The sequence below is a fragment of the Pseudomonas sp. Sample_14 genome, assembly GCF_004307515.1.
In the GTDB taxonomy this organism is placed as follows: Bacteria; Pseudomonadota; Gammaproteobacteria; order Pseudomonadales; family Pseudomonadaceae; genus Aquipseudomonas; species Aquipseudomonas atacamensis.
Map to the genome: position 1 here is coordinate 87,023 of NZ_RCOC01000025.1, position 23,196 is coordinate 110,218.

Sequence of the window (23,196 nt, forward strand, 5' to 3'; positions counted from 1 at the left end):
TCAATGAAGATGTTGGCTGAACAGGCGCATTCGCGAGCAGGCTCGCTCCCACAGGTTTATTTGTCTGCCCATGATTCGGGCAGTCTGTTACTCAGCCTTCAGGGTTTTCACGCCTTCACTGGTGCCCAGCAACAGCAGATCCGCCGGGCGCGCGGCGAACAGGCCGTTGGTGACCACGCCGACGATGGCATTGATCTGCGCTTCCAGCTCCACCGGGTTGGTGATCTGCAGGTTGAACACGTCGAGGATGATGTTGCCGTTGTCGGTCAACACGCCTTCGCGGTACACCGGGTCGCCACCGAGTTTGACCAGTTGGCGGGCTACGTGGCTGCGGGCCATCGGGATTACTTCCACCGGCAGCGGGAACTCGCCGAGTACCGGCACCAGTTTGCTGGCGTCGGCGATGCAGATGAAGGTCTTGGCCACAGCGGCGACAATCTTCTCGCGGGTCAGAGCGGCGCCGCCGCCCTTGATCAGGTTCAGGTGCGCATCGCTTTCATCGGCGCCGTCGACGTAGAACTCCAGATCGCTGACGGTATTCAGCTCATACACCGGAATCCCATGGCCCTTGAGGCGCGCGGCGGTGGCTTCGGAGCTGGCAACGGCGCCATCGAACGCGCCCTTGTGCTGGGCCAGTGCATCGATGAAGCAGTTGGCGGTGGAGCCGGTGCCGACGCCGACGATGCTCTTGTCGTCGAGTTTCGGCAGGATGAAGTCGACAGCGGCCTGGGCCACGGCCTGTTTGAGTTGATCCTGGGTCATGCGGGCTCCGGAAGCGGGCAAGGGTTGGGCAGAAAGGCCGGCATTATAGGCCTCGCGGTGGTAGAGGGGGAAACAAGCTGTGGCGAGGGGATTTATCCCCGTTCGGCAACGCAGTCGTCGTAAGACCCTGGAACGCGGTGTAATTGAAAAAATGCAGGGGAGCGCTTCGCACTCCAGCGGGGATAAATCCCCTCGCCACAACGGTGCTCACTCAAGAATGGGTTTCCAGACCCTAAAACCACCTGTTTAGTGTGGTCGCCTCGGCAAAAGGCGGGTTAGACTCGCTGGTCCCGCCCAATCGCCAGTGATGCTTTCCGATGCTCGAACAGTACGTCAAGAAGATCCTCACCTCGCGCGTTTATGACGTTGCCGTAGAAACCCCGCTGCAGAACGCTCGCCAGCTCTCCGAGCGGCTGGGCAACGACATCTGGCTCAAGCGCGAAGACTTGCAGCCGGTGTTCTCGTTTAAGATTCGCGGCGCCTACAACAAGCTGACCCAGCTGAGCGACGAAGAGCGCGCCCGAGGCGTGGTCACCGCGTCGGCGGGCAATCATGCGCAGGGTCTGGCCCTGGCGGCGAAAGTGTTGGGCGTCACAGCCACCATCGTCATGCCCAAGACCACCCCGGAAATCAAGGTCGAAGGCGTGCGTTCGCGCGGCGGCAAAGTGGTGCTGCACGGTGACTCGTTTCCGGAAGCGCTGGCCTACTCGCTGAAACTGGTCGATGAAAAAGGCTACGTCTACATCCACCCGTACGACGATCCGCACACCATTGCCGGGCAGGGCACCGTGGCGATGGAAATCCTGCGTCAGCACCCGCAGCCGCTGGATGCGATTTTCGTCCCGGTCGGCGGCGGTGGTCTGATCGCCGGTATTGCCGCGTACGTGAAGTATCTGCGCCCGGACATCAAAGTGATCGGCGTCGAACCGGACGACTCCAACTGCCTGCAAGCCGCGATGGCAGCGGGCGAGCGCGTGGTTCTGCCGACTGTCGGCATCTTCGCCGACGGCGTGGCGGTGGCGCAGATCGGCCAGTACACCTTTGAGATATGCAAGGATTACGTCGATGAAGTGATTACTGTCAGCACCGACGAGATCTGCGCAGCAATCAAGGATATCTACGACGATACCCGCTCGATCACCGAGCCTGCCGGCGCGCTGGGCGTGGCCGGGATCAAGAAGTATGTTGAGCAGCGTGGCGTCAGCGGCCAGACTTTCGTCGCCATCGACTCCGGCGCCAACGTCAATTTTGACCGCCTGCGCCACGTCGCCGAGCGCGCCGAACTGGGCGAAGGTCGCGAGGCGATCATCGCCGTGACCATCCCGGAAAAGGCCGGCAGCTTCAAGGCGTTCTGCGAAGCCATCGGCAAGCGCCAGATCACTGAATTCAATTACCGCTACAACACCGGCAGCGAAGCACACATCTTTGTTGGCGTGCAGACCCACCCGGACAACGATCCGCGCAGCGCCTTGCTGGCGAGCCTGACCGAGCAGGGTTTTCCGGTTATCGACCTGACCGACAACGAGCTGGCCAAGCTGCACATCCGCCACATGGTCGGCGGCCGCGCGGCGCAGGTGGTCGATGAAGTGGTGCTGCGCTTCGAATTCCCGGAGCGTCCGGGCGCCTTGTTCAACTTCCTCAACAAGCTCGGCGGGCGCTGGAATATCTCGATGTTCCACTACCGCAACCACGGCGCAGCGGACGGCCGCGTGGTCGCCGGCCTGCAAGTGCCCCATGACGAACGTCATCTGGTGCCGGCGGCACTGGCGGAAATCGGCTACCCGTATTGGGATGAAAGCGACAACCCGGCCTATCAGCTGTTTCTTGGCTGAGCGGCTACGCTGATGGGCATGGATCTACGGATGAGAACGACATGGAAACCCTGACCACCCTGAAAGTCCTTCACGTCGCGGCGACCGTGGTCATCCTCGCGAGCGGGCTGGGGCTCGCCGCCCTGACCTGGCGTAATCGCAGCGAAGGCCCGGCCAGTACGATGCGCCGTCCGTGGCTGTTCATCTGGTGTCTGATGCTGATCGGCATGCTCAGCATGCCTTTCACCGGCTGGTGGCTGGTGCACCTGGTGGGCTGGCCATTGGGCCAATTGTGGATTCTGGGGTCCAGCGTGATCTATGCCGTGGCCACGCTCAGCGCGGTCTGGCTGCTGGTCCGGCTGGATCGGCTGTGGACAAGCGGGGTGGGCAACCGCACATTCAATCTGGCCCTGGCGATTGTCAGCGGCGTCGGATTTGTCGCCATAGCGGCGTTGATGGGGGCCAAGCCGGTTTAAGGCTTGAGACCGAGTCGATCCCATTCGCGAGCAAGCTCGCTCCCACATTGGATCTGTGTCGTTCACAAATTCCCTGTGGGAGCGAGCTTGCTCGCGAAGGCGGAGTCAGCCGCGCAGACTGATCACCGGCCAGCCACGCTTCTCGGCTTCGGCCCGCAGATTCGGATCCGGGTCCACCGCCACCGGATTCGCCACCTGCTCCAGCAGCGGCAGATCATTCATTGAATCGCTATAGAAATAGCTGTCCTCAAGCGAATGCCCGGTCTCTTCCAGCCAACGATTGAGGCGCGTGACCTTGCCTTCACGGAAGCATGGAATGTCGGTGCTGCGCCCGCTGTAGCGGCCGTCGACCATTTCGCATTCGGTGGCAATCAGGGTTTCCACGCCCAGGCGCACAGCGATCGGCGCGGTGACGAAACGGTTGGTGGCGGTGATGATCACCAGTTTGTCGCCGGCATCGCGGTGCTTCTTCAGCAGCTCCAGTGCCTTGGGCAGCACGATCGGCTCGATGCAGTCGCGCATGTAATCGCTGTGCCAGGCGTCGAGTACGGCCATTTCGGTGCGGCCGAGAATTTCCAGGCAGAAGTTCAGGTAGGCGGCGTTGTCGAGCTTGCCGGCCAGGTAATCCTGATAGAACTCGTCGTTGCGCGCCTTGTAGGCGATCGGGTCGAGGAAGCCGCGCTCGCACAGATAATCGCCCCAGGCGTGATCGCTGTCGCCGCCCAGAAGGGTGTTGTCCAAATCGAATAAAGCCAGGCGCATTGCAGTTACCCGCTGAAAAGTCAGTAAAAAGGCGACAAGAATACGGTCTTTTCACAAGAGTGCACATAAGGTAGGAACCTTCGTTGCCGCCTCATCAAGCTTTGTGGAACAATGCGGCGACATGCGTTTGCGAGGTTGTTGCCGTGATCGACCCCGATGGTTTCCGCCCCAATGTCGGGATCATTCTGACGAATGACGCCGGCCAGGTGCTATGGGCTCGCCGTATCAATCAGGACGCCTGGCAGTTTCCGCAAGGGGGGATCAACCCCGAGGAGACGCCGGAAGACGCCTTGTACCGCGAGCTGAACGAAGAAGTTGGCCTGGAACGTGAAGATGTTGAAATACTGGCCTGTACCCGAGGCTGGTTGCGCTATCGTTTGCCGCAACGCCTGGTGCGTACCCACAGCCAACCGCTGTGCATCGGCCAGAAACAGAAATGGTTTCTCCTGCGCCTGATCTCCAACGAGCAGCGGGTGCGGATGGATCTGACCGGTAAACCGGAGTTCGATGGCTGGCGCTGGGTCAGCTATTGGTATCCGTTGGGCCAGGTGGTGACATTCAAGCGCGAGGTGTATCGACGCGCTCTCAAAGAGCTTGCCCCGCGCCTTTTAGCGCGCGACTGACGACGGAGTTCGACCCCGAGCCATGCTCAATACGCTGCGCAAGATCGTCCAGGAAGTTAACTCCGCCAAGGATCTCAAGGCGGCGTTGGGGATTATTGTGTTGCGCGTCAAAGAGGCCATGGGCAGCCAGGTCTGCTCGGTCTACCTGCTTGATCCGGAAACCAATCGCTTCGTCCTGATGGCCACCGAGGGCTTGAACAAGCGCTCGATCGGCAAGGTCAGCATGGCCCCCAACGAGGGTCTGGTCGGTCTGGTCGGCACGCGTGAAGAACCCCTGAACCTGGAAAACGCTTCGGTTCACCCGCGCTATCGCTACTTCGCCGAAACCGGTGAAGAGCGTTACGCCTCGTTCCTCGGTGCACCGATCATTCACCACCGCCGCGTCGTCGGCGTGTTGGTCATCCAGCAGAAAGAACGCCGCCAGTTCGACGAAGGTGAAGAAGCCTTCCTCGTGACCATGAGCGCGCAGCTCGCCGGCGTGATCGCCCACGCCGAGGCCACCGGTTCGATCCGTGGTCTGGGCCGGCAGGGCAAGGGCATTCAGGAAGCCAAATTCGTCGGCGTGCCGGGTTCGCCGGGTGCTGCCGTCGGTACCGCCGTGGTCATGCTGCCGCCGGCGGACCTGGACGTGGTGCCGGACAAGACCATCACCGACATCAACGCTGAGCTGGCGCTGTTCAAGACTGCCATCGAAGGCGTGCGCGCCGACATGCGCGCCTTGTCCGCCAAACTCGCGACCCAGTTGCGCCCGGAAGAGCGCGCGTTGTTCGACGTCTACCTGATGATGCTCGACGATGCCTCGCTGGGCAGCGAAATCACCACCGTGATCAAGACGGGGCAGTGGGCTCAGGGCGCGCTGCGTCAGGTGGTCACTGAGCACGTCAACCGTTTCGAACTGATGGACGACGCCTACCTGCGCGAGCGCGCTTCGGACGTCAAAGACCTTGGCCGCCGTCTGCTCGCCTATCTGCAGGAAGAGCGCCAGCAGAACCTGGTCTACCCGGAAAAAACCATTCTGGTCAGCGAAGAGCTGACGCCGGCGATGCTCGGCGAGGTGCCGGAAGGCACGCTGGTCGGTCTGGTCTCGGTACTCGGTTCGGGTAACTCCCACGTTGCGATTCTCGCCCGGGCCATGGGCATTCCGACGGTGATGGGCCTGGTCGATCTGCCGTACGCCAAGGTCGACGGCATCGAAATGATCGTCGACGGCACCCGTGGCGAGGTCTACACCAACCCCAGCGAAGTGCTGCGCAAGCAGTTCGCCGAAGTCGTAGAGGAAGAGAAACAACTGGCGCTGGGCCTCGACACCCTGCGCGACCTTCCGTGCGTGACCCTCGATGGCCACCGCATGCCACTGTGGGTCAATACCGGCCTGCTCGCCGATGTGGCGCGGGCGCAGAAGCGTGGCGCCGAAGGGGTTGGTCTGTACCGCACCGAAGTGCCGTTCATGATCAACCAGCGCTTCCCGAGCGAGAAGGAACAGCTGGCGATCTACCGCGAACAGCTCGCCGCGTTCCACCCGCAACCGGTGACCATGCGCAGCCTCGACATCGGCGGTGACAAGTCGCTGTCGTACTTCCCGATCAAGGAAGACAACCCGTTTCTCGGCTGGCGCGGTATCCGCGTCACCCTCGATCACCCGGAAATCTTCCTCGTGCAGACGCGCGCGATGCTCAAGGCCAGCGAAGGCCTGAACAACCTGCGGATTCTGCTGCCGATGATCTCCGGCACTCACGAACTCGAAGAGGCCCTGCACCTGATCCACCGGGCCTGGGGCGAAGTGCGCGACGAAGGCACCGACGTGCCGATGCCGCCGATCGGCGTGATGATCGAAATCCCGGCAGCGGTGTACCAGACCAAGGAACTGGCGCGGATGGTCGACTTCCTCTCCGTCGGCTCCAACGACCTGACCCAGTATCTGCTGGCGGTAGACCGCAACAACCCGCGCGTCGCCGACCTCTACGACTATCTGCACCCTGCGGTGCTGCAAGCTCTGCAAACCGTCGTCACTGACGCCCACGCCGAAGGCAAACCGGTGAGCATCTGCGGCGAAATGGCCGGTGATCCGGCGGCGGCGGTGCTGTTGATGGCGATGGGTTTCGACAGCCTGTCGATGAACGCCACCAACCTGCCGAAGGTGAAGTGGATGTTGCGCCAGGTGAACCTGAGCAAGGCGCAGGAGATGCTGGCGGAACTGATGAAGATCGATAACCCGCAGGTTATCCACAGCTCGCTGCAACTGGCGCTGAAGAATCTCGGGTTGGCGAAGATGAATTCGCCGGTGGTGACCAAGGCTCTCTAAAGATCAAAAGCCCCTCACCCTAGCCCTCCCGAAACGTCGGACCGCCCAGAGGGAGAGGGGACTGATTGGGGGATGCTGCAGAACTCCGTCGACCTGTAAGTGCTTTGCTGAATCCATAATCGACTCGATCTTTCAGGTCGATGTATACCGCAAGACACCTCGGTCGGCTCCCTCTCCCTCCGGGAGAGGGCTGGGGTGAGGGGCTGCTGTTAGACACAAACCTCAACTTTCCCGAGATGCCCGCCATACGGCCCAAAACTGCGCTCTACCATCCGCCGCGTGCCGTCCGCGCGCACGATCAACGCTGTACTCGCTCGCGTGCCATAACTCTGGCTGGCAATAAACACGCTCGACAGCAACGACTCCGTCGCCATGCCTACCCCGGTATCCGGCAACTCCGCCTCGGGTGCGGTCTGCGCATCGCTCAGCAAGGCCAGCAATCGCTCAGGCTGCGGATCGTCCAGCACCGCGCTCAACGCCGCCTTGGCCTTGAGCAGTTTTGGCCACGGTGTATCCAGTCCGGCATTGGATAACCCGTAAACCCCGGGTTGCAACATCACCGGCTCCGACGCCCGCGCATTGAAATGCCACAGCTCATGGGCATTGCCCAGCAGCAGATTGAAGCCAGCGTATTCGCCCGCACGGCCCACCACATCGCTCAAATAATCATCAATCGACAGATCGTCAGCAAGAAAGCGCGCCACCAGTTCGCCCCGGGATTTGGTTGCCGGTGGCTGCTGTGGATCGCGGATGTTGGTCAGCGCGGCGAAGCGTCCGTTGGCGCCGATCCCCAGCCACGTGCCGCCGGCCTCAAGATCACGCCCGGCATGCACATGCGGCGCCTCGGGCCACGGCGCCAATGGCAGGCTGGGGCGGGCGTAGAACTCGTCGCGGTTGGCCGCGACGATCAGCGGCTGGGCATGGCCCGGGCGCCAGGCGAAAACAATCAGGCACATAAGGTGGTCCTTGTGTGTTTTTTGCCCACTCTACGCATCCGGCGTCCGTGCATCCATCGCCAGTGGAGCAGAAGGCTGCGCATCCGTTAACATGCCGCTCCTGTTTTGCCGATGCGTGCTGGAGACGGTCATGGAATTTCTGCTCTACCTGGCGCTCGGCGCCTGTGCGGGCGTGCTCGCCGGGCTGTTTGGCGTCGGCGGCGGGATCATCATCGTCCCGGTGCTGGTGTTCAGCTTCACCCTGCAGGGCTTCGATCAGTCGATCCTCACGCACCTGGCGGTGGGCACGTCGCTGGCGACGATCATATTCACCTCGGTCAACGCCGTGCGTGAACATCACCGCCGTGGCGCGGTGCGCTGGGCGATTTTTCGCTGGATGACCGTGGGCATTCTGCTCGGCGCCGGTTTCGGTGCGCTGACCGCAGAAGCGATCTCCGGACCGAACCTGCAAAAGATTATCGGCGTGTTCGCTCTGGTGATCGCCGTGCAACTGGCGCTGGATGTCAAACCCAAGGCCAGCCGAACGGTGCCGGGCAAACTCGGTCTGACCGCTGCCGGTACGGTGATTGGCTGGGCCTCGGCGATTTTCGGCATTGGTGGCGGCTCGCTGACCGTGCCGTTTCTGACCTGGCGCAGCGTGCCGATGCAGCAGGCTGTGGCGACCTCATCGGCCTGTGGCTTGCCGATCGCTCTGGCCAGTGCAGCAAGTTTCATGATTCTGGGGTGGCACGATCCGTTGTTGCCAGCCCATAGTCTCGGTTTTGTGTATTTGCCGGCATTGTTGGGCATCGCCCTGACCAGCATGGTCTTCGCCCGGCTCGGCGCGCGTCTGGCACACAGGTTGTCGCCGCGCTTGCTGAAAAGGCTGTTCGCCGCTTTGCTGTTCTGCGTGGGTTTGAGCTTTCTGCTCTGACCGCGTGGCAATCCTGGCTTAATCCTGAGGTGGCAGCGTCGCCCGGGAATTTCGCTTTCAACTCTAACAAGGAGTCGCAATGCTGCCTTACCCGCAGATCGACCCGGTGGCCCTGGCCATCGGTCCGCTGAAAATCCACTGGTACGGTCTGATGTACCTGATCGGCATCGGCGGCGCGTGGCTGTTGGCGTCGCGCCGGCTCAACCGCTTCGACCCGACCTGGACCAAGGAGAAACTCTCCGATCTGGTGTTCTGGCTATCGATGGGCGTGATCGTCGGCGGCCGTCTGGGTTACGTGCTGTTCTATGACCTGAGCGCGTACCTGGCCAACCCGACGCTGATTTTCGAAGTGTGGAAGGGCGGCATGTCGTTCCACGGCGGATTTATTGGCGTGATGCTCGCGGCCTTGTGGTTCGGCAAGCGCAATGGCAAGTCGTTCTTCCAGCTGATGGACTTCGTCGCGCCGATGGTGCCGATCGGCCTGGGCGCCGGGCGCATCGGCAACTTCATCAACGCCGAGTTGTGGGGCAAGGCCACCGACGTGCCATGGGCGATGGTGTTCCCGCCGTTCAGCGATCCGGCGCAGTTGCCGCGCCACCCGTCGCAGCTGTATCAGTTCGCCCTCGAAGGCGTGGCGCTGTTCCTGATCCTGTGGATCTTCTCGCGCAAACCGCGTCCGACCATGGCGGTCTCCGGCATGTTCGCGCTGTTCTACGGCATCTTCCGTTTCATCGTCGAGTTCGTCCGCGTGCCTGATGCGCAGTTGGGCTATCTGGCGTGGAACTGGCTGACCATGGGTCAGGTGCTCTGCGTGCCGATGATTGTCGGCGGGCTGTTGCTGATCTGGCTGGCCTATCGTCGCGCCCCGGCAGCACCGCTCGCGCCGACGGCTTAAACTACGAACCCCGGCGCGCGACGCCGGGGCTCCAAGGACACAGGTAACTCATGAAGCAATATCTCGAACTGGTCTCGCACGTCATTCAGAACGGCACCAAGCAGGCCAACCGCACCGGCATCAACACCATCAGTTTTCCGGGGGCGATGCTGCGTTTCGATCTGCAGGAAGGTTTTCCGGCGATCACTACGCGCAAGATGGCTTTCAAATCGGCCATCGGCGAGATGTGCGGGTTTCTGCGTGGCGTGAACAACGCCGCTGAATTCCGCGCGCTGGGCTGCAAGGTCTGGGACCAGAACGCCAACGAAAACGCGCAGTGGCTGGCCAACCCGTTCCGTCAGGGCGACGACGACCTCGGTGAAATCTACGGCGTGCAATGGCGCAAATGGCCGGCGTACAAGCAGATCCCGCTGAGCAACACCGCCGCCATTGAACAAACCCTGACCAACGGCTACAAGCAGATCGCTCAGGGCGAAGAAGACGGCCAGGCCTACGTCGTGCTGTACAAGGCGATCGATCAGGTGCGCCAGTGCGTCGACACGATCATCAAGGATCCGGGCAGCCGCCGCATTCTGTTCCACGGCTGGAACGTCGCCCAGCTCGATGAAATGGCCCTGCCGCCATGCCATCTGCTGTACCAGTTTCACCCGAACGTCGAGACCAAGGAAATCTCCCTGACTCTCTACATCCGCTCCAACGACCTGGGCCTGGGCACGCCGTTCAACCTCACCGAGGGCGCCGCGCTGCTGAGCCTGATCGGTCGCCTGACCGGCTACACGCCGCGCTGGTTCACCTATTTCATCGGCGATGCGCACGTCTACGAGAACCACCTGGACATGCTCAACGAACAGCTCAAGCGCGAGCCGTTTGCCATGCCGAAACTGAAGATCTCCGACCGCGTGCCGGAGTTTGCCAAGACTGGTGTATATCAGCCGGAGTGGCTGGAATTGGTCGAGCCGAGCGATTTCTCGCTGGAAGGCTATGAGCACCATCCGCCGATGACCGCGCCGATGGCGGTCTAGTCACCATTGATCGTTCCCACGCTCCGCGTGGGAATGAATCCCGTGACGCTCTGCGTCACTTTGGACGCGGAGCGTCCATGGCGGCATTCCACGCGGAGCGTGGGAACGAGCTTCGCCCGTCAGTGGCCGTGGCTGCGGCCCACATGGGAGTGTTCGACTTCGGTCGCGACAACCCCGCCACTCACTTCCAGCCGCTGCAAGATCCCGCATTGATCGGCCTCCGGCCCTTCGCCACAGCGTTGGCGCAGGTCGAGCAGTTGTGTCTGCAACGCCAGCAAGCCATCAATTCGCGCCTTCACGTGCTGAATATGTTCGTCGATCAGCGCATTGACACTCTCGCACTGATCCTGCGGGCTGTCGCGCAGGGCGAGGAGGCTGCGGATTTCTTCGAGGGTCATGTCGAGGGTGCGGCAGTTGCGGATGAAGGTCAGGCGCTCGGCGTGGGCCTGGGTGTAGACGCGGTAGTTGCCATCGCTGCGCGCCGGTTCCGGCAGGAGGTTTTCGCGCTCGTAGTAGCGGATGGTTTCCACCGCACAGTCGGTGAGTTTCGCCAGTTCGCCGATCTTCATGACGGCCATCTCCAAAAGGGTGCTTGACCCTATAGTGGCTACAGGGTCTTTACTTGGCAACAGGCACCTTCATGGACGCGACCAATGAGCGATTCCCTGCACACCCACAAGCCCGGCGACGGTCACGATCACAGTCATAAATTGCAGCCCGTGCATAAACATGCGCATGGCGGCGATGCCTGCTGCTCGTCAAAAGCCGCCGCACCTGCGCGGGTGCAATTGAGCGAAAAGACCAGCGCCGACGCGCGCCTGAGCAGCTTCCGCATCGAGGCGATGGACTGCCCGACCGAGCAGACGCTGATCCAGAACAAACTCGGCAAACTGGCCGGCGTGCAGCAGCTGGAATTCAACCTGATCAACCGCGTGCTTGGCGTGACCCACAATCTTCCGGGCACCGAGCCGATCACCGAGGCGATCAAATCCCTCGGCATGCACGCCGAGCCACTCGAGGCGGGTGTCGACGCGCCGGCCCCGGCTGCGGTGAAAAAACACTGGTGGCCACTGGCGCTGTCCGGCCTGACCGCGCTGGGCGCCGAAGTCATCCACTTCACCAGCGCTGCCCCCGACTGGGTGGTGGCGATTGTTGCGCTGGTGTCGATCCTCAGCGGCGGCCTCGGCACCTATAAAAAGGGCTGGATTGCCCTGAAGAACCGCAACCTCAACATCAATGCGCTGATGAGCATCGCCGTGACGGGCGCGATCCTCATCGGCCAGTGGCCGGAAGCGGCGATGGTGATGTTCCTCTTCACCGTCGCCGAGCTGATCGAAGCACGCTCGCTGGACCGCGCGCGCAATGCGATCAGTGGTTTGATGCAAATGACTCCCGAGCAAGCCACGGTATTGCAGGCTGACGGCAACTGGCGCGAACAAGAGGTGAAAAGCGTCGATCTCGGCGCGCGCGTGCGGGTAAAACCCGGCGAGCGCATCGCGCTGGACGGCGCGGTGGTCAGCGGCAGCTCGACCATTGACCAGGCGCCCATCACCGGTGAAAGCCTGCCGGTAGAAAAAACTGTCGGCGATAAAGTCTTCGCTGGCACCATCAATCAGGCCGGCTCGCTGGAATACACGGTCACCGCTGCGGCCAACAACTCGACCCTGGCGCGGATCATCCACGCGGTCGAACAGGCCCAGGGCGCACGGGCGCCGACTCAGCGTTTCGTTGACCAATTCTCGAAAATCTACACCCCGGCGGTCTTCGTCTTCGCCTTGGCCGTGGCGATCATCCCGCCGTTGTTCATGGGCGCGGCGTGGTTCGACTGGATCTACCGCGCGCTGGTGTTGCTGGTGGTTGCCTGCCCGTGCGCACTGGTGATTTCCACCCCGGTGACCATCGTCAGCGGCCTCGCGGCGGCGGCGCGCAAGGGCATTCTGGTCAAGGGCGGCGTGTATCTGGAAGGCGGCTTCAAGCTCGACTATCTGGCGCTGGACAAGACCGGCACGATCACCCACGGCAAACCGGTGCAGACCGATTACCTCTCGCTCGAGCCGACGGCCGATGCCAGCGCACCGGCAATTGCCGCCGCGCTGGCCGGGCGCTCCGATCACCCGGTGTCGTTGGCCATCGCCAACGCCGCTGTGGATAAAGATTTCGCCGGGCTGACTGTGGACAACTTCGAGGCACTGGGCGGGCGGGGCGTCAAAGGTGACATCAACGGCCAGACTTATCACTTGGGCAACCATCGTCTGGTCGAAGAGCTTGGCCTGTGCTCGCCGCAACTGGAAGAAAAGCTGTTCGCGCTGGAAAAACAGGGCAAATCCGTGGTGCTGCTGCTCGACAGCGCAGGCCCCTTGGCGCTGTTCGCCGTCGCCGACACGGTCAAGGAAACCAGCCGCGAAGCGATTCGTCAGTTGCATGAACTCGGGGTGAAAACCCTGATGCTGACCGGCGACAACGTCCACACCGCACAAGCGATTGCCGCTCAGGTCGGGATCGACGAGGCGCGCGGCGATTTGCTGCCGACCGACAAGCTGCAAGCCATTGAAGATCTTTACAAGCAGGGCCACCGGGTCGGCATGGTCGGCGACGGCATCAATGATGCCCCGGCATTGGCCCGTGCCGAGATCGGGTTCGCCATGGCCGCCGCCGGCACCGACACGGCGATCGAAACCGCCGATGTCGCCCTGATGGACGACGATCTGCGCAAGATCCCTGCGTTCATCAGCCTGTCGCGCAACACCGCGAGCATCCTCAAACAGAACATCGCACTGGCGCTGGTGATCAAGGCGATCTTTCTTGCGGTAACCTTCGCCGGGCTGGCCACCATGTGGATGGCGGTGTTTGCCGATATGGGCGTGAGCCTGCTGGTGGTGTTCAACGGTTTGCGCCTGCTGCGCAAATAAACGTGAGGGATGGTTGTGCTGAGTGCCGAGCTGAAAGCGTTTTACATGGTCGCCCGCCTGGGCAGCATCACGCTGGCGGCGAAAAAACTCGGCCTCAGCCAACCGACCGTGACCACGCAGATCCGCAATCTGGAGAGTCAGTATTCGGTGGAACTGTTCTACCGTGGCGGGCGCCGTTTAAGCGTCAGTGACGAAGGCGCGCGGCTGCTGCCGATGGTCAAGACCCTGTTGCAGCAAGAGGCCGACATCGAGTTCTTCCTGCGCAACAGCGGTCAGGTGCAGGGCACGTTGCGTATTGCCGCGACGGCACCATATTACATCCTCGATCTGGTGAAGACCTTCCGCGAGCGTTTGCCGCAGGTCGAAGTATCGGTGGAAATCGGCAATTCGCAGCAGGTGCTGGAAGCGCTGGAGGATTACCGCGTGGATGTCGCGGCTTCGTCGCAGTTGCTCGACGATGCGCGGTTGATTCGCCGAGTACTCGGCACCGATCCGCTGGTGCTGGCGGTGCATCGCAATCATCCGTTGGCGGCGCAGGAACATGTGACGCTGAACGCGCTGGCCGGGCATACGCTGCTGATGCGCGAGCCGGGTTCGACTACTCGGCGCTTGACCGAAGAGTTGCTGGCCAGCGCCGGGGTCAGTTTCGGGCCGTTGCTGGAGATCGGCAGCCGTGAGTCGATTCGTGAAGCCGTGCTGCGCAATATCGGTATCAGCATCATTGCGCGGCAGGAGGTGCCGCATGATCCGCAATTGCGTGTGCTGACCATCGAGAATGCGCCGCAGATTCCGGAGTATCTGTATTGCCTGAAGGAAAGAAAGGGCGCGCGGTTGCCGGCGGCGTTTCTTGGCCTGGCCCAAGAGATGTCTCCTGCGTAATGATCGTTCCCACGCTCCGCGTGGGAATGCAGCCCGGGACGCTCTGCGTCCCAAAAGCCGAACGCGGAGCGTCCGATGAGGCATTCCCACGCAGAGCGTGGGAACGATGTGCAGTGAACCAAAATCCTCGAATACCACTATCAGCAGTTTTCGCCTCGCTGCCACATGACGGACGCATTACAACTCTAGGATTGGCCTCATCCGTTTGCTGAGGTCCGTCCATGAATCCTGCCATCGCAACTGCCCTGACCAACCCCGGCGCGCCGATGAAAGTGCGCGGCGTGCACAAGCGTTTCGGTGCGTTCACTGCGCTGGACAACGTCTCCCTCGATGTCGCCGCCGGCGAACTGGTGTGCCTGCTCGGCCCGTCGGGCTGTGGCAAGACCACATTGTTGCGCTGCATTGCCGGGCTGGAGCAGCAGGACAGCGGCGAGTTGTATCTGGGCGATCGCGATGTCTCGCGTTTTGCCCCGCAAGCGCGGGATTACGGGATTCTGTTCCAGTCCTACGCGTTGTTTCCCAATCTGACGGTCGAGGCGAACATTGCCTACGGCCTCGCCGGCAGCGGTCGCGATGAAGTGCGCCGGCGTGTCGGCCAGATGCTGGAACTGGTCGGCCTCAGCGGCAGTGAGAAAAAGTACCCAGGCCAATTGTCCGGCGGTCAGCAACAGCGGGTGGCGCTGGCTCGGGCCCTGGCGCCGGCGCCGTCGCTGTTATTACTCGACGAACCGATGTCGGCCCTCGACGCGCGGGTGCGCGAGCATCTGTGCACCGAGCTGCGTCAGCTGCAACGCAACCTCGGCATCACCACGCTGATGGTCACGCACAATCAGGACGAAGCGATGTTGATGGCCGACCGCATCGCGGTGATGAACAACGGTCGCGTCGAGCAGTACGCCACCCCGCAGGAAATCTACAACCGCCCGGCCACGCCGTTCGTGGCCGAGTTTGTCGGCCAGGGCAACTGGCTGCCGTTTCAGCGCAGCAGCGACAGTCACGCCAAGGTTGGCGGGATGAATCTGCGCTTGGCCGAGGGCAGCGTACACGGCGCTTCGGGTCGACTGTTTTGCCGCCCGGAGGCGATCAACGTCAACCCGCTGGTGCACGAAGAGAACCTGTTCCCGGCCAGGGTTCGCGAAATCACTTTTCTCGGCAACCGCTGCCGGATGAGCTTCGAACTCGATCAACTGCCAGGCCATGCGCTGCTCGCCGAGCTCGCGCCAGAAGCCATGCCGCGCCTCGGCGCCCAGCAGATCATGGTCGCCTTGCCGCCGCGCAGTTTGCAGGTGTTCGCCTGATGAACAGCAACCTCGCGCTGCCGCTACCGCACAAGCAGGTGCGACAGTCCTCGAAAGCCGAGATCGGCGATCGCCTGTTCGTGCTCGGCGGCAAAATCCTCCTGCTGGTGTTGCTCGGCCTCGCGGTGCTGCTGCCGTTGCTGGCGATCTTCTGGCGCGGCTTCAGCAATGACGCCGGGCAGGGCGGTGGCTGGCTCGCCGCGAAAGAATTGGTGACCAGTGCCAATTTCCACTGGCTGCTCGGCAACAGCCTGAAAGTGTCCCTCAGCGTTGCGGCCATTGTCGTACCGCTGGCCTACCTGTTTGCCTACGCGCTGCAACGCACGCTGATTCCGGGCAAAGGCATCTGGCGCGGGATCTCGCTGCTGCCGCTGATGGCGCCGTCGATGCTGCCGGGGATTGCGCTGGTCTATCTGTTCGGCAATCAGGGCATGTTGCGTGGGCTGCTCTCGGACAATATCTATGGGTTCTGGGGCATTGTGCTGGGCGAGGTGATCTACACCTTCCCCCATGCGCTGATGATTTTGCTCTCGGCATTGTCGCTGGCCGATGCGCGTTTGTTCGATGCCGCATCAAGCATGGGCGCCAGTCCCGCCAAGGCGTTTCGCAGCATTACCTGGCCGGCGACCCGCCAGGCGGTGTTCGCCGCGTTCTGTCTGGTGTTCACCCTGACCATCACCGATTTTGGTGTGCCGGTGGTGGTCGGTGGCGACTATCAAGTGCTGGCGCTGGAAGCCTACAAAGCCGTGGTCGGCCAGCAGCAATTCGGTCGCGGCGCATTGATCGGCATGGTGCTGTTGCTGCCGGCGCTGTTCAGTTTCGGTGTCGATGCGTGGTTGCGTCGCCGCCATGGCGACTCCATGAGCGGGCGCGCGCAGGTATTCAAACCGCTGCCGTCGAAAATGCGCGACGGCTGCTATCTGGCGATCGTTTTGCTGATTTGCGCCGCGCTGCTGCTGGTGTTCGGCATGGCGGTATTCTCGTCCCTGGTGAAGTTCTGGCCGTACAACCTGTCGCTGTCGCTCAACCACTATCAGTTCAACGAGACCGCCGGCGGTGGCTGGCTCGCCTACGCTAACAGTCTGAAAATGGCGCTGGGCACCGCGCTGATCGGCAGCGTGCTGATTTTCACTGGCGCCTATCTGATGGAGAAAACCCGCACCCAGCGCGGCTTGAACCTGGCTTTGCGCATGCTCAGCTTCGTGCCGATGGCGGTGCCGGGGCTGGTGCTGGGCCTGGGTTACGTTTTCTTCTTCAACCTCAGCGGCAATCCGCTGCACGTGCTGTACGGGACGATGACGCTGCTGATCGTCTGCACCATTGCGCACTATCTGACCACCGCACAAATGACCGCGACCACCGCGCTGCGCCAGCTCGATGCTGAGTTCGAGGCTGCGGCGCTGTCGCTGAAGGCGCCGCTGTACCGGCATTACCTGCGCGTGACCGTGCCGATCTGCCTGCCGGCGCTGCTGGACATCGTGCGCTACCTGTTCGTCTCGGCAATGACCACGGTTTCCGCCGCGATCTTCCTCTACAGCCCCGACACCATCCTCGCGGCGGTGGCGGTGCTGAACATGGACGACGCCGGCAACGTCGGCGGTGCGGCGGCAATGTCGACCCTGATTCTGTTCACTTCGGCCGGCGTGTCGCTGCTGCTGGCGTGGGCTTCGCGCGGCCTGTTGCGCCGTTCCCAGGCCTGGCGGCAAACCGCGCCCGGTCACTGATTGCAAACCCGTTCAACTCATCTACAGGAAAACGCTCATGTTCAAGCCTATGGCCCTGGCCGCTGCTGTGCTCGCGACTTTCAGCCTGAATGCCTTCGCGGCAAAAACCGAGTTGACGGTGTACACCGCCCTCGAAGCCGAACAACTGAAGTCCTACAAGGAAGCCTTTGAAAAGGCCAACCCGGACGTCGAGATCAAATGGGTGCGCGATTCCACCGGAATCATCACCGCCAAACTGCTCGCCGAAAAAGCGCGGCCGCAGGCTGACGCGGTGTGGGGCCTGGCTGCTTCGAGCCTGGCAATTCTCGATCAGCAAGGCATGCTGCAAAGCTATGCACCGAAGGATCTTGGCAAGATCGGCGCGAACTACCGCGACGCCGCCAATCCGCCAGCCTGGGTCGGCATGGACGTCTGGGCCGCGACCATTTGCTTCAATACCGTCGAGGCCGAGAAGCAGGGTTTGAGCAAACCCGTGAGTTGGCAGGATCTGACCAAGCCTGAGTACAAGGGCAAGATCGTCATGCCCAACCCGGCGTCGTCCGGCACTGGTTTCCTCGACGTCAGCGCCTGGCTGCAAACCTTCGGCGAGAAGCAGGGCTGGGCGTATATGGACGGCCTGCACCAGAACATCGGCCAGTACGTCCACTCCGGTTCCAAGCCTTGCAAGCTGGCGGCGGCGGGGGAGTTTCCGATCGGGATTTCCTTTGAATATCCAGCCGTACAGTTGAAACGCCAGGGTGCGCCACTGGACATCATCCTGCCGAAGGAAGGTCTGGGCTGGGAGATTGAAGCGACAGCGGTGATCAAAGGCACACCGCATGAAGAAGCGGCGAAGAAACTCGCTGATTTCTCCGCCAGCGCCGAGGCGATGGATCTGTACAAAGAGAACTTCGCCGTGCTCGCGCAGCCGGGGATCGCCAAGCCGCAGACCGAATTGCCGGCCGACTATGAGCAGCGTCTGATCAAGAACGACTTTGCCTGGGCCTCGAAGAATCGCGACGAGATCCTGGCTGAATGGCGCAAGCGGTATGACGGCAAGTCCGAAAAAGTTGTCGCCAAGTAAGATCTTTATCGACTGACAAGGCCCCTTCGCGAGCAGGCTCGCTCCCACAGTTGCAATGCTGTCCCCTGTGGGAGCGAGCCTGCTCGCGAAAGCGGTTTCTCATTCAGAGCACCTCTACATGACACAACCCAAAGACCTGCTCATCATCGGCGCCGGCATCCTCGGTCTGTCCCACGCCTATGCCGCCGCCAAACGCGGCCTCAAAGTCGCGGTATTCGAACGCACCGCCACGCCCCTTGGCGCTTCGGTGCGCAACTTCGGCCAGGCGCTGGTGACCGGTCAGCCGCCCGGCATCATGCTCGAACTGGCCAAGGCCAGCCGCGAGATCTGGGGCGACTGGGCGCAACTTGCCGGCCTGCAGGTCAAGCGCAACGGCTCATACCTGTTCGCCCGCAGCGAGGCGGAAGAACAGCTGCTCGAAGCCTTCTGCACCGGCCGCGCGGTCGAGCATGGCTATAACGTCGAGCTGCTGCGCGGCGCGGCGTTGCGTGATCTGTATGACGGCCAGTTCAGCCATCACCGCGCCGCGCTGCACGGTATCGATGATCAGCAGCTGTACTCGCGCGAGGCGATTCCGGCGCTGATCGACTATCTGCGCCGCGACCTCGGTGTCGAGTTTCACTTTTCCACGCTGGTGCGCGACGTCGGGCCGGGGCGTCTGCACAGCACCGCCGGCAGTTTTACCGGCAAGCAGATCATCGTCTGCTCCGGCCACGATTATCAGACCCTGCTGGCCGAGCCGATTGCTGCGCTCGAGCCGCAGATCTGTCGTTTGCAAATGCTCCGCGCCAGACCTAGCATCGAGTTGAACCTTCAACACGCCGTGCTCACCGGCCTGAGCTGCGTGCACTACGGCGCTTTCGCCGATCTGCCGGAAGCCGCAGCGGTGCAGGCGCAGATTCTCCGTGAACAACCGCACCTGCACGCCAACGGCATTCACCTGCTGATCAGCCCGACGCCGTATGGCGAACTGATCATTGGCGATTCGCATCATTACGGCAGCGATGCGTCACCGTTCAACGCCGAACAGGTCGACAACTGGATGCTCGAACTCGCCGAGCAGACGCTGGGCTGCAAGGTGCATGTGGTCGAACGCTGGCAGGGCGTCTATGGTTCTCGGGGGCCAGGGCCGTTTTCTTTCCTGCGCCCGGCACCGGGCCTGAGCGTGGCGCTGATGCACACCGGCGTCGGCATGAGCGTCGGCCCGGCGCTGGCCGAACACAACATCGCGCAGTTACTGGAGGAGGCATGAATCACGAACAGGTGATCGCCCGGGTGTTCGGCCTGTATGAACGCTTCGGCGCCAGCGATTACATCGGCGAACCGGTGTCGCAGCTCGAGCACATGTCCCAGGCCGCAGAACTGGCCATGGCTGAAGGCTGTGACGATGAAGTGGTGCTGGCGGCGTTCTTTCATGACATCGGCCATTTGTGTGCCGAGGGCGCGGAAAACATGGGCGGTTATGGCGTGGTCAGCCATGAACGGCTCGGTGCGGATTATCTGCGTGAGGCAGGTTTCAGCGAGCGGCTGGCGCGACTGGTGGAATATCACGTCCAGGCCAAACGCTATCTGACCTTGCGCGAGCCGGGGTACTACGCGCGGTTGAGTGAGGCGAGTCGCAGGACGCTGGAATATCAGGGCGGGGTAATGAGCGCGGCTGAGGCGGATGCGTTCGAGGCTGATCCGTTGTGTGCGCTGAGTTTGCGCATGCGGCGCTGGGATGAGTTGGCGAAGGAGGTTGCGGTGCCGCTGGTGGATCTGAGTGTGTTAAAGCGCAAGGCTGGGAAATTGTTGTCGGCTGAGTGATTGCAGCCCTCACCCCAGCCCTCTCCCGGAGGGAGAGGGAGCTGATCTCCGTGCTTTTCAAACCTGAGTTCGACTGGATATCTCAGGTCGGTGTATGACCCAAGAGCAACACAGTCGGCCCCCTCTCCCTCCGGGAGAGGGCTGGGGTGAGGGCAAAGGCCTACAGCTCAAGCACTTTCCCCTCCAACGCCACAACCTGCTCCTGCCTTTCCGCCTGATTCAACTTCGCCTGCGGATTGAGCGACGACCACTGCGGATGGGCACGGGCTTTGTTCAGCGCTTCCGGCAACTTGCCTTCGCGCCACGTCTTGTCCACAGGCGTGGCCACCTGAATGCTGTCCATCGCCGCATGCCCGCGCTGATCGAGTGCCAGCAGCAACTGGCGCTGGCGCAGCGCCAGAAGGCGCAGCACGGCGTCATCCACTGTCAATTCCCGCTGGCCTTTGATCTTGCCGAGCAGGCGACTGCCATAACTGCGCGCGGTTTGCAGCGCACCGCCGGCGATCGCACCGGCCAACGCCGCCGCGCCGAGGGTAATCCCGCCGACCAGCAAATCCACCCCAGCCCCGGCCGCTGCACCGGCGGCAATGCCGCCGCCGACGCGCACGCCGAGTTGCTTCAGGGTTTCCGGGTTGAACAGATCATCGCCCCAGCGCCCGTCGAGCAACGGCAAGTCACTGGCCGCCGCGTCCTGCGGGCGAAACGCGTAGAGCTTGAGCAGCGCCTCAACGCACTTCTGCTCGCGCTGGCGCACGGCTTTGCGCAGTTCGCTGATCGCCTGCTGCTCCTGCTCGGCTTCGCTGACCACACTGCGCCGGCACGCAGCGCAGTCGATCAGCAATTCGGCAATCAAGCGCGCGGCGCTTTGCTGACGGGCGAGGCGCTGCGCCTGCTGGTCGGCGATCAACCGCTCCAGTTGCGGCCGGGCGTTTTCCAAAAGCAGGGCGAGGCTCTCGTACAAGCGCCGCTCGCCATCCTCGGGCGGCGCGACGCTGTCGAAACGTACCAACGCATGCAGCCCCAACCGCGCCAGCGCCTCGCGCCAATCGGGTTCGCGATGGTTGGCGCTGCTGACGAAATTCAGCACCGGCAGCAGCGGTTTGCCGCAACTGGCGAGCACTTCCAGCTCGTCGCGATACTTGGCCAGCACCGGTTCACGGGCGTCGATCACATACAGACCAGCGTCGGAAGCGAGCAATTGCCGCAGCACCTTGGCCTCCTGCTCGAAACGCTGGCGCGCCTCGCTGCCGTCGAGAAACCGCGCCAGCCGCGCCGGGCCGTCGAGACGTTCGCCGGGGCGTTCCAGGCGTTCGAGAAAATCCAGCAGGGCGATCGCATCTTCCAGCCCCGGCGTGTCGTACAGATCGAGCAACGGCTCGCCGTCCACCGACAACCGCGCGCCTTCAACATGCCGGGTGGTACTCGGCCGATGCGAGACTTCGCCGAAGCCGACATCGCGGGTCAGCGTGCGCAGCAGCGAGGTCTTGCCGACGTTGGTGTGGCCGACCACCGCGAGTTTCAGCGGGGCCTTGCGTGCATCAGTCATGTCCGCTCTCCAGCCAGTTCATCGGCGCGCAATCGGCGAATGGCAGTTCCAGCTGTTGCAGCGCCGCGTGCCAGTCACCCAGACGTTGCCCGTCCAGCGCTTCGCCAGGCGGCGCTTGCAGCAGCCAGATGCGAGTGGCGCCAGCGTTGCGCGCGAGTTCGGCGATCAGCGCAAGGCTGCCGCGATCCGGCGAACGTCGCGGATCACAGGCGATGGCCAGCCGCGCCGGCGGGAAGCGACTGAGTTGCTCGAGCAGTTTGTGCCGCGATTCGCGACTGTCGAGGATGCCCGCGTTGCTGACGTTTTTCGGCAGCGCGGGTGGCCACGGACGCTGTTCGTCCAACTCGATCGCCACCAGCAGCGCGCCTTCACTGGCGCGTTCGCCGACGTTGCTTTCGATGCGATGCAGTTGCGCCGGCTCCGGGTCGTTGACGCCGAGGCGTTCGCTGGTTGGCATCAACCGTTCGCGCAGTTGCGCGTAGCCGGGCAGGTTCAGATCCAGGCGCAGCGCGGCTTTGCCGCTGTTCCAGCGCCACAGGCAGAACAGCGCGAGCAGCAGGCGCGGCAGCACGCCGTAGACCACCAGCACGCCGACCAGCCAGGTCGCCCAGGCCTGTCGTGCGCTTTCAATATCCAGTGCGCCGGCGCCGCTGGCGCGGATCATTTCCTCGGTCGGCACGTTGAAGCCGAGCAGCGACGGCAGATAGCCAAGGGCCTGGGTGACATGGATAAAGGTGTCGGCACCGAGGATCGTGGTTTCCCAGACAAAGCCGTAGCGCCGGGTGGCCATCAGCGTCAGCAGCAGGATCAGCGCGCTGAGCATTGCCAGCAGCCACAGGCCATTGACCAACGCGCCGAGTGCCCAGCGGTTGAGTTTCTTGCGTTGCAGCAGCAACAGCAGGGCCGGCGCCAGTTGCGCGGCTTTGGCGTCGCGAGCGAATTTTTCGCTGAGCCACAGCCACAAGCGCCCGAGGGTGGCGCCGTGTTCGCCAGCGAAAATCAAGCCCAGCGCCCAGCTCAGCAGCAAAATCAGATTGATCCCGAGCAGACTGCCCAGCGCCCAGAACACATTCACCGGCGTCTGGCCAAGTGCGGCGAAGGCCAGACCGGCGCCGCTGAGCACGGCGAAAATCATCAACAACACCAGCGCCAGGCGCGCGCCTTGCAGCCAGTGCTTGAGCGCGGCGGTCAGCCCGTCACGCTCGGCCAGCCATAGCGCCCGGCGCGCAATGCGGCTCGGCAGATCGCCGCCAGCGGCGCGGGCCAGACGATTGGCTTCCAGATCGTCCAGCGGCCCCGCGTGTTCTTCGCGCAGGCGGATGGTTTCGGTGAGCCAGAGGTTTTGCAGTGGAGTCAGTTCAGTCACGCGGCGTCCCGTCGCTAAATCGAGCGCTGAGCATAACCGCTGTGGCGCTTATCGGGGTAAGCGCGGCTCTGGTATCCTCGCCG

General features: G+C 62.7%; 20 protein-coding genes. 14 read left to right on the forward strand and 6 right to left on the reverse strand.

Going from position 1 to position 23,196, the window contains the following annotated elements:
- Window positions 1–87: 87 nt before the first annotated feature.
- The gene (gene rpiA, locus D8U61_RS05210) at window positions 88–762 is read right to left on the reverse strand and encodes a ribose-5-phosphate isomerase RpiA (protein ID WP_007913886.1); all 675 of its coding nucleotides are present in this window, start codon (window positions 760–762) and stop codon (window positions 88–90) included.
- Between the two features lie 317 nt (window positions 763–1,079).
- Here rpiA and ilvA point away from each other — a divergent pair, with 317 nt between their 5' ends.
- Together ilvA and D8U61_RS05220 are read left to right on the forward strand one after the other, a co-directional pair.
- Window positions 1,080–2,594 carry a threonine ammonia-lyase, biosynthetic gene (gene ilvA / locus D8U61_RS05215; RefSeq protein ID WP_130926523.1) on the forward strand — a complete coding sequence of 505 codons (1,515 nt, stop codon included), beginning with the start codon at window positions 1,080–1,082 and terminating at the stop codon, window positions 2,592–2,594.
- A 41-nt stretch (window positions 2,595–2,635) separates the two neighbouring features.
- Window positions 2,636–3,049 (forward strand): DUF2269 family protein, encoded by a 414-nt coding sequence (locus D8U61_RS05220; RefSeq protein WP_024014701.1) that lies wholly within the window; start codon window positions 2,636–2,638, stop codon window positions 3,047–3,049.
- A 105-nt stretch (window positions 3,050–3,154) separates the two neighbouring features.
- On the opposite strand, the gene D8U61_RS05230 is transcribed toward D8U61_RS05220, so the two are convergent.
- Entirely contained in the window at window positions 3,155–3,811 is a 657-nt protein-coding gene (locus D8U61_RS05230) for an HAD family hydrolase (protein WP_073471005.1), read from the reverse strand.
- A 143-nt stretch (window positions 3,812–3,954) separates the two neighbouring features.
- Between D8U61_RS05230 and D8U61_RS05235 the strand changes: the two genes are divergently transcribed.
- On the forward strand, window positions 3,955–4,434 hold the full coding sequence (locus tag D8U61_RS05235; RefSeq protein WP_003229203.1) for an RNA pyrophosphohydrolase: 480 nt from the start codon (window positions 3,955–3,957) through the stop codon (window positions 4,432–4,434).
- A 22-nt stretch (window positions 4,435–4,456) separates the two neighbouring features.
- Window positions 4,457–6,736, forward strand: coding sequence for a phosphoenolpyruvate--protein phosphotransferase (gene ptsP, locus D8U61_RS05240; RefSeq protein WP_024014698.1), 2,280 nt, complete (start codon window positions 4,457–4,459; stop codon window positions 6,734–6,736).
- Window positions 6,737–6,945: 209 nt separating this feature from the next.
- Here the strand turns inward: ptsP and D8U61_RS05245 are convergent, their stop codons facing one another.
- Window positions 6,946–7,692, reverse strand: coding sequence for an NRDE family protein (locus tag D8U61_RS05245; RefSeq protein WP_130926525.1), 747 nt, complete (start codon window positions 7,690–7,692; stop codon window positions 6,946–6,948).
- A gap of 130 nt (window positions 7,693–7,822) precedes the next feature.
- Between D8U61_RS05245 and D8U61_RS05250 the strand changes: the two genes are divergently transcribed.
- The 3 genes from D8U61_RS05250 (at window position 7,823) to D8U61_RS05260 (ending at window position 10,522) form a co-directional block, all read left to right on the forward strand.
- Window positions 7,823–8,605 carry a sulfite exporter TauE/SafE family protein gene (locus D8U61_RS05250; protein ID WP_016772682.1) on the forward strand — a complete coding sequence of 261 codons (783 nt, stop codon included), beginning with the start codon at window positions 7,823–7,825 and terminating at the stop codon, window positions 8,603–8,605.
- Window positions 8,606–8,684: 79 nt separating this feature from the next.
- Window positions 8,685–9,500: a prolipoprotein diacylglyceryl transferase gene (lgt, locus tag D8U61_RS05255; protein ID WP_016772683.1), complete on the forward strand. Its 816-nt coding sequence runs from the start codon at window positions 8,685–8,687 to the stop codon at window positions 9,498–9,500.
- Window positions 9,501–9,550: 50 nt separating this feature from the next.
- On the forward strand, window positions 9,551–10,522 hold the full coding sequence (locus D8U61_RS05260; protein ID WP_024014695.1) for a thymidylate synthase: 972 nt from the start codon (window positions 9,551–9,553) through the stop codon (window positions 10,520–10,522).
- Between the two features lie 119 nt (window positions 10,523–10,641).
- On the opposite strand, the gene cadR is transcribed toward D8U61_RS05260, so the two are convergent.
- Window positions 10,642–11,091, reverse strand: a complete 450-nt coding sequence (gene cadR, locus D8U61_RS05265; RefSeq protein WP_016772685.1) for a Cd(II)/Pb(II)-responsive transcriptional regulator — start codon at window positions 11,089–11,091, stop codon at window positions 10,642–10,644.
- Window positions 11,092–11,175: 84 nt separating this feature from the next.
- Here cadR and D8U61_RS05270 point away from each other — a divergent pair, with 84 nt between their 5' ends.
- From D8U61_RS05270 to D8U61_RS05300, 7 genes are all read left to right on the forward strand, one after another.
- A complete protein-coding gene (locus D8U61_RS05270; RefSeq protein WP_125925416.1) occupies window positions 11,176–13,431 on the forward strand; it encodes a heavy metal translocating P-type ATPase in 2,256 nt (751 codons plus the stop codon).
- Between the two features lie 15 nt (window positions 13,432–13,446).
- Window positions 13,447–14,310, forward strand: coding sequence for a LysR family transcriptional regulator (locus D8U61_RS05275; RefSeq protein ID WP_038861192.1), 864 nt, complete (start codon window positions 13,447–13,449; stop codon window positions 14,308–14,310).
- 221 nt (window positions 14,311–14,531) lie between these two features.
- The gene (locus tag D8U61_RS05280; protein WP_130926526.1) at window positions 14,532–15,608 is read left to right on the forward strand and encodes a putative 2-aminoethylphosphonate ABC transporter ATP-binding protein; all 1,077 of its coding nucleotides are present in this window, start codon (window positions 14,532–14,534) and stop codon (window positions 15,606–15,608) included.
- Window positions 15,608–17,332 carry a putative 2-aminoethylphosphonate ABC transporter permease subunit gene (locus tag D8U61_RS05285; protein WP_130926527.1) on the forward strand — a complete coding sequence of 575 codons (1,725 nt, stop codon included), beginning with the start codon at window positions 15,608–15,610 and terminating at the stop codon, window positions 17,330–17,332. The genes D8U61_RS05280 and D8U61_RS05285 overlap by 1 nt, the downstream gene beginning before the upstream one ends.
- A gap of 37 nt (window positions 17,333–17,369) precedes the next feature.
- On the forward strand, window positions 17,370–18,395 hold the full coding sequence (locus D8U61_RS05290) for a putative 2-aminoethylphosphonate ABC transporter substrate-binding protein (protein WP_042606530.1): 1,026 nt from the start codon (window positions 17,370–17,372) through the stop codon (window positions 18,393–18,395).
- 118 nt (window positions 18,396–18,513) lie between these two features.
- Window positions 18,514–19,647 carry a TIGR03364 family FAD-dependent oxidoreductase gene (locus D8U61_RS05295; RefSeq protein WP_130926528.1) on the forward strand — a complete coding sequence of 378 codons (1,134 nt, stop codon included), beginning with the start codon at window positions 18,514–18,516 and terminating at the stop codon, window positions 19,645–19,647.
- Window positions 19,644–20,201, forward strand: coding sequence for a phosphonate degradation HD-domain oxygenase (locus D8U61_RS05300; RefSeq protein WP_125925420.1), 558 nt, complete (start codon window positions 19,644–19,646; stop codon window positions 20,199–20,201). Before D8U61_RS05295 ends, D8U61_RS05300 begins: the two co-directional genes overlap by 4 nt.
- 160 nt (window positions 20,202–20,361) lie before the next feature.
- Here D8U61_RS05300 and D8U61_RS05305 read toward each other — a convergent pair whose 3' ends face one another.
- Window positions 20,362–21,747 carry a GTPase/DUF3482 domain-containing protein gene (locus D8U61_RS05305; protein WP_130926529.1) on the reverse strand — a complete coding sequence of 462 codons (1,386 nt, stop codon included), beginning with the start codon at window positions 21,745–21,747 and terminating at the stop codon, window positions 20,362–20,364.
- Window positions 21,740–23,113: a DUF2868 domain-containing protein gene (locus tag D8U61_RS05310; RefSeq protein WP_130926530.1), complete on the reverse strand. Its 1,374-nt coding sequence runs from the start codon at window positions 23,111–23,113 to the stop codon at window positions 21,740–21,742. The genes D8U61_RS05305 and D8U61_RS05310 overlap by 8 nt, the downstream gene beginning before the upstream one ends.
- Window positions 23,114–23,196: the final 83 nt, after the last annotated feature.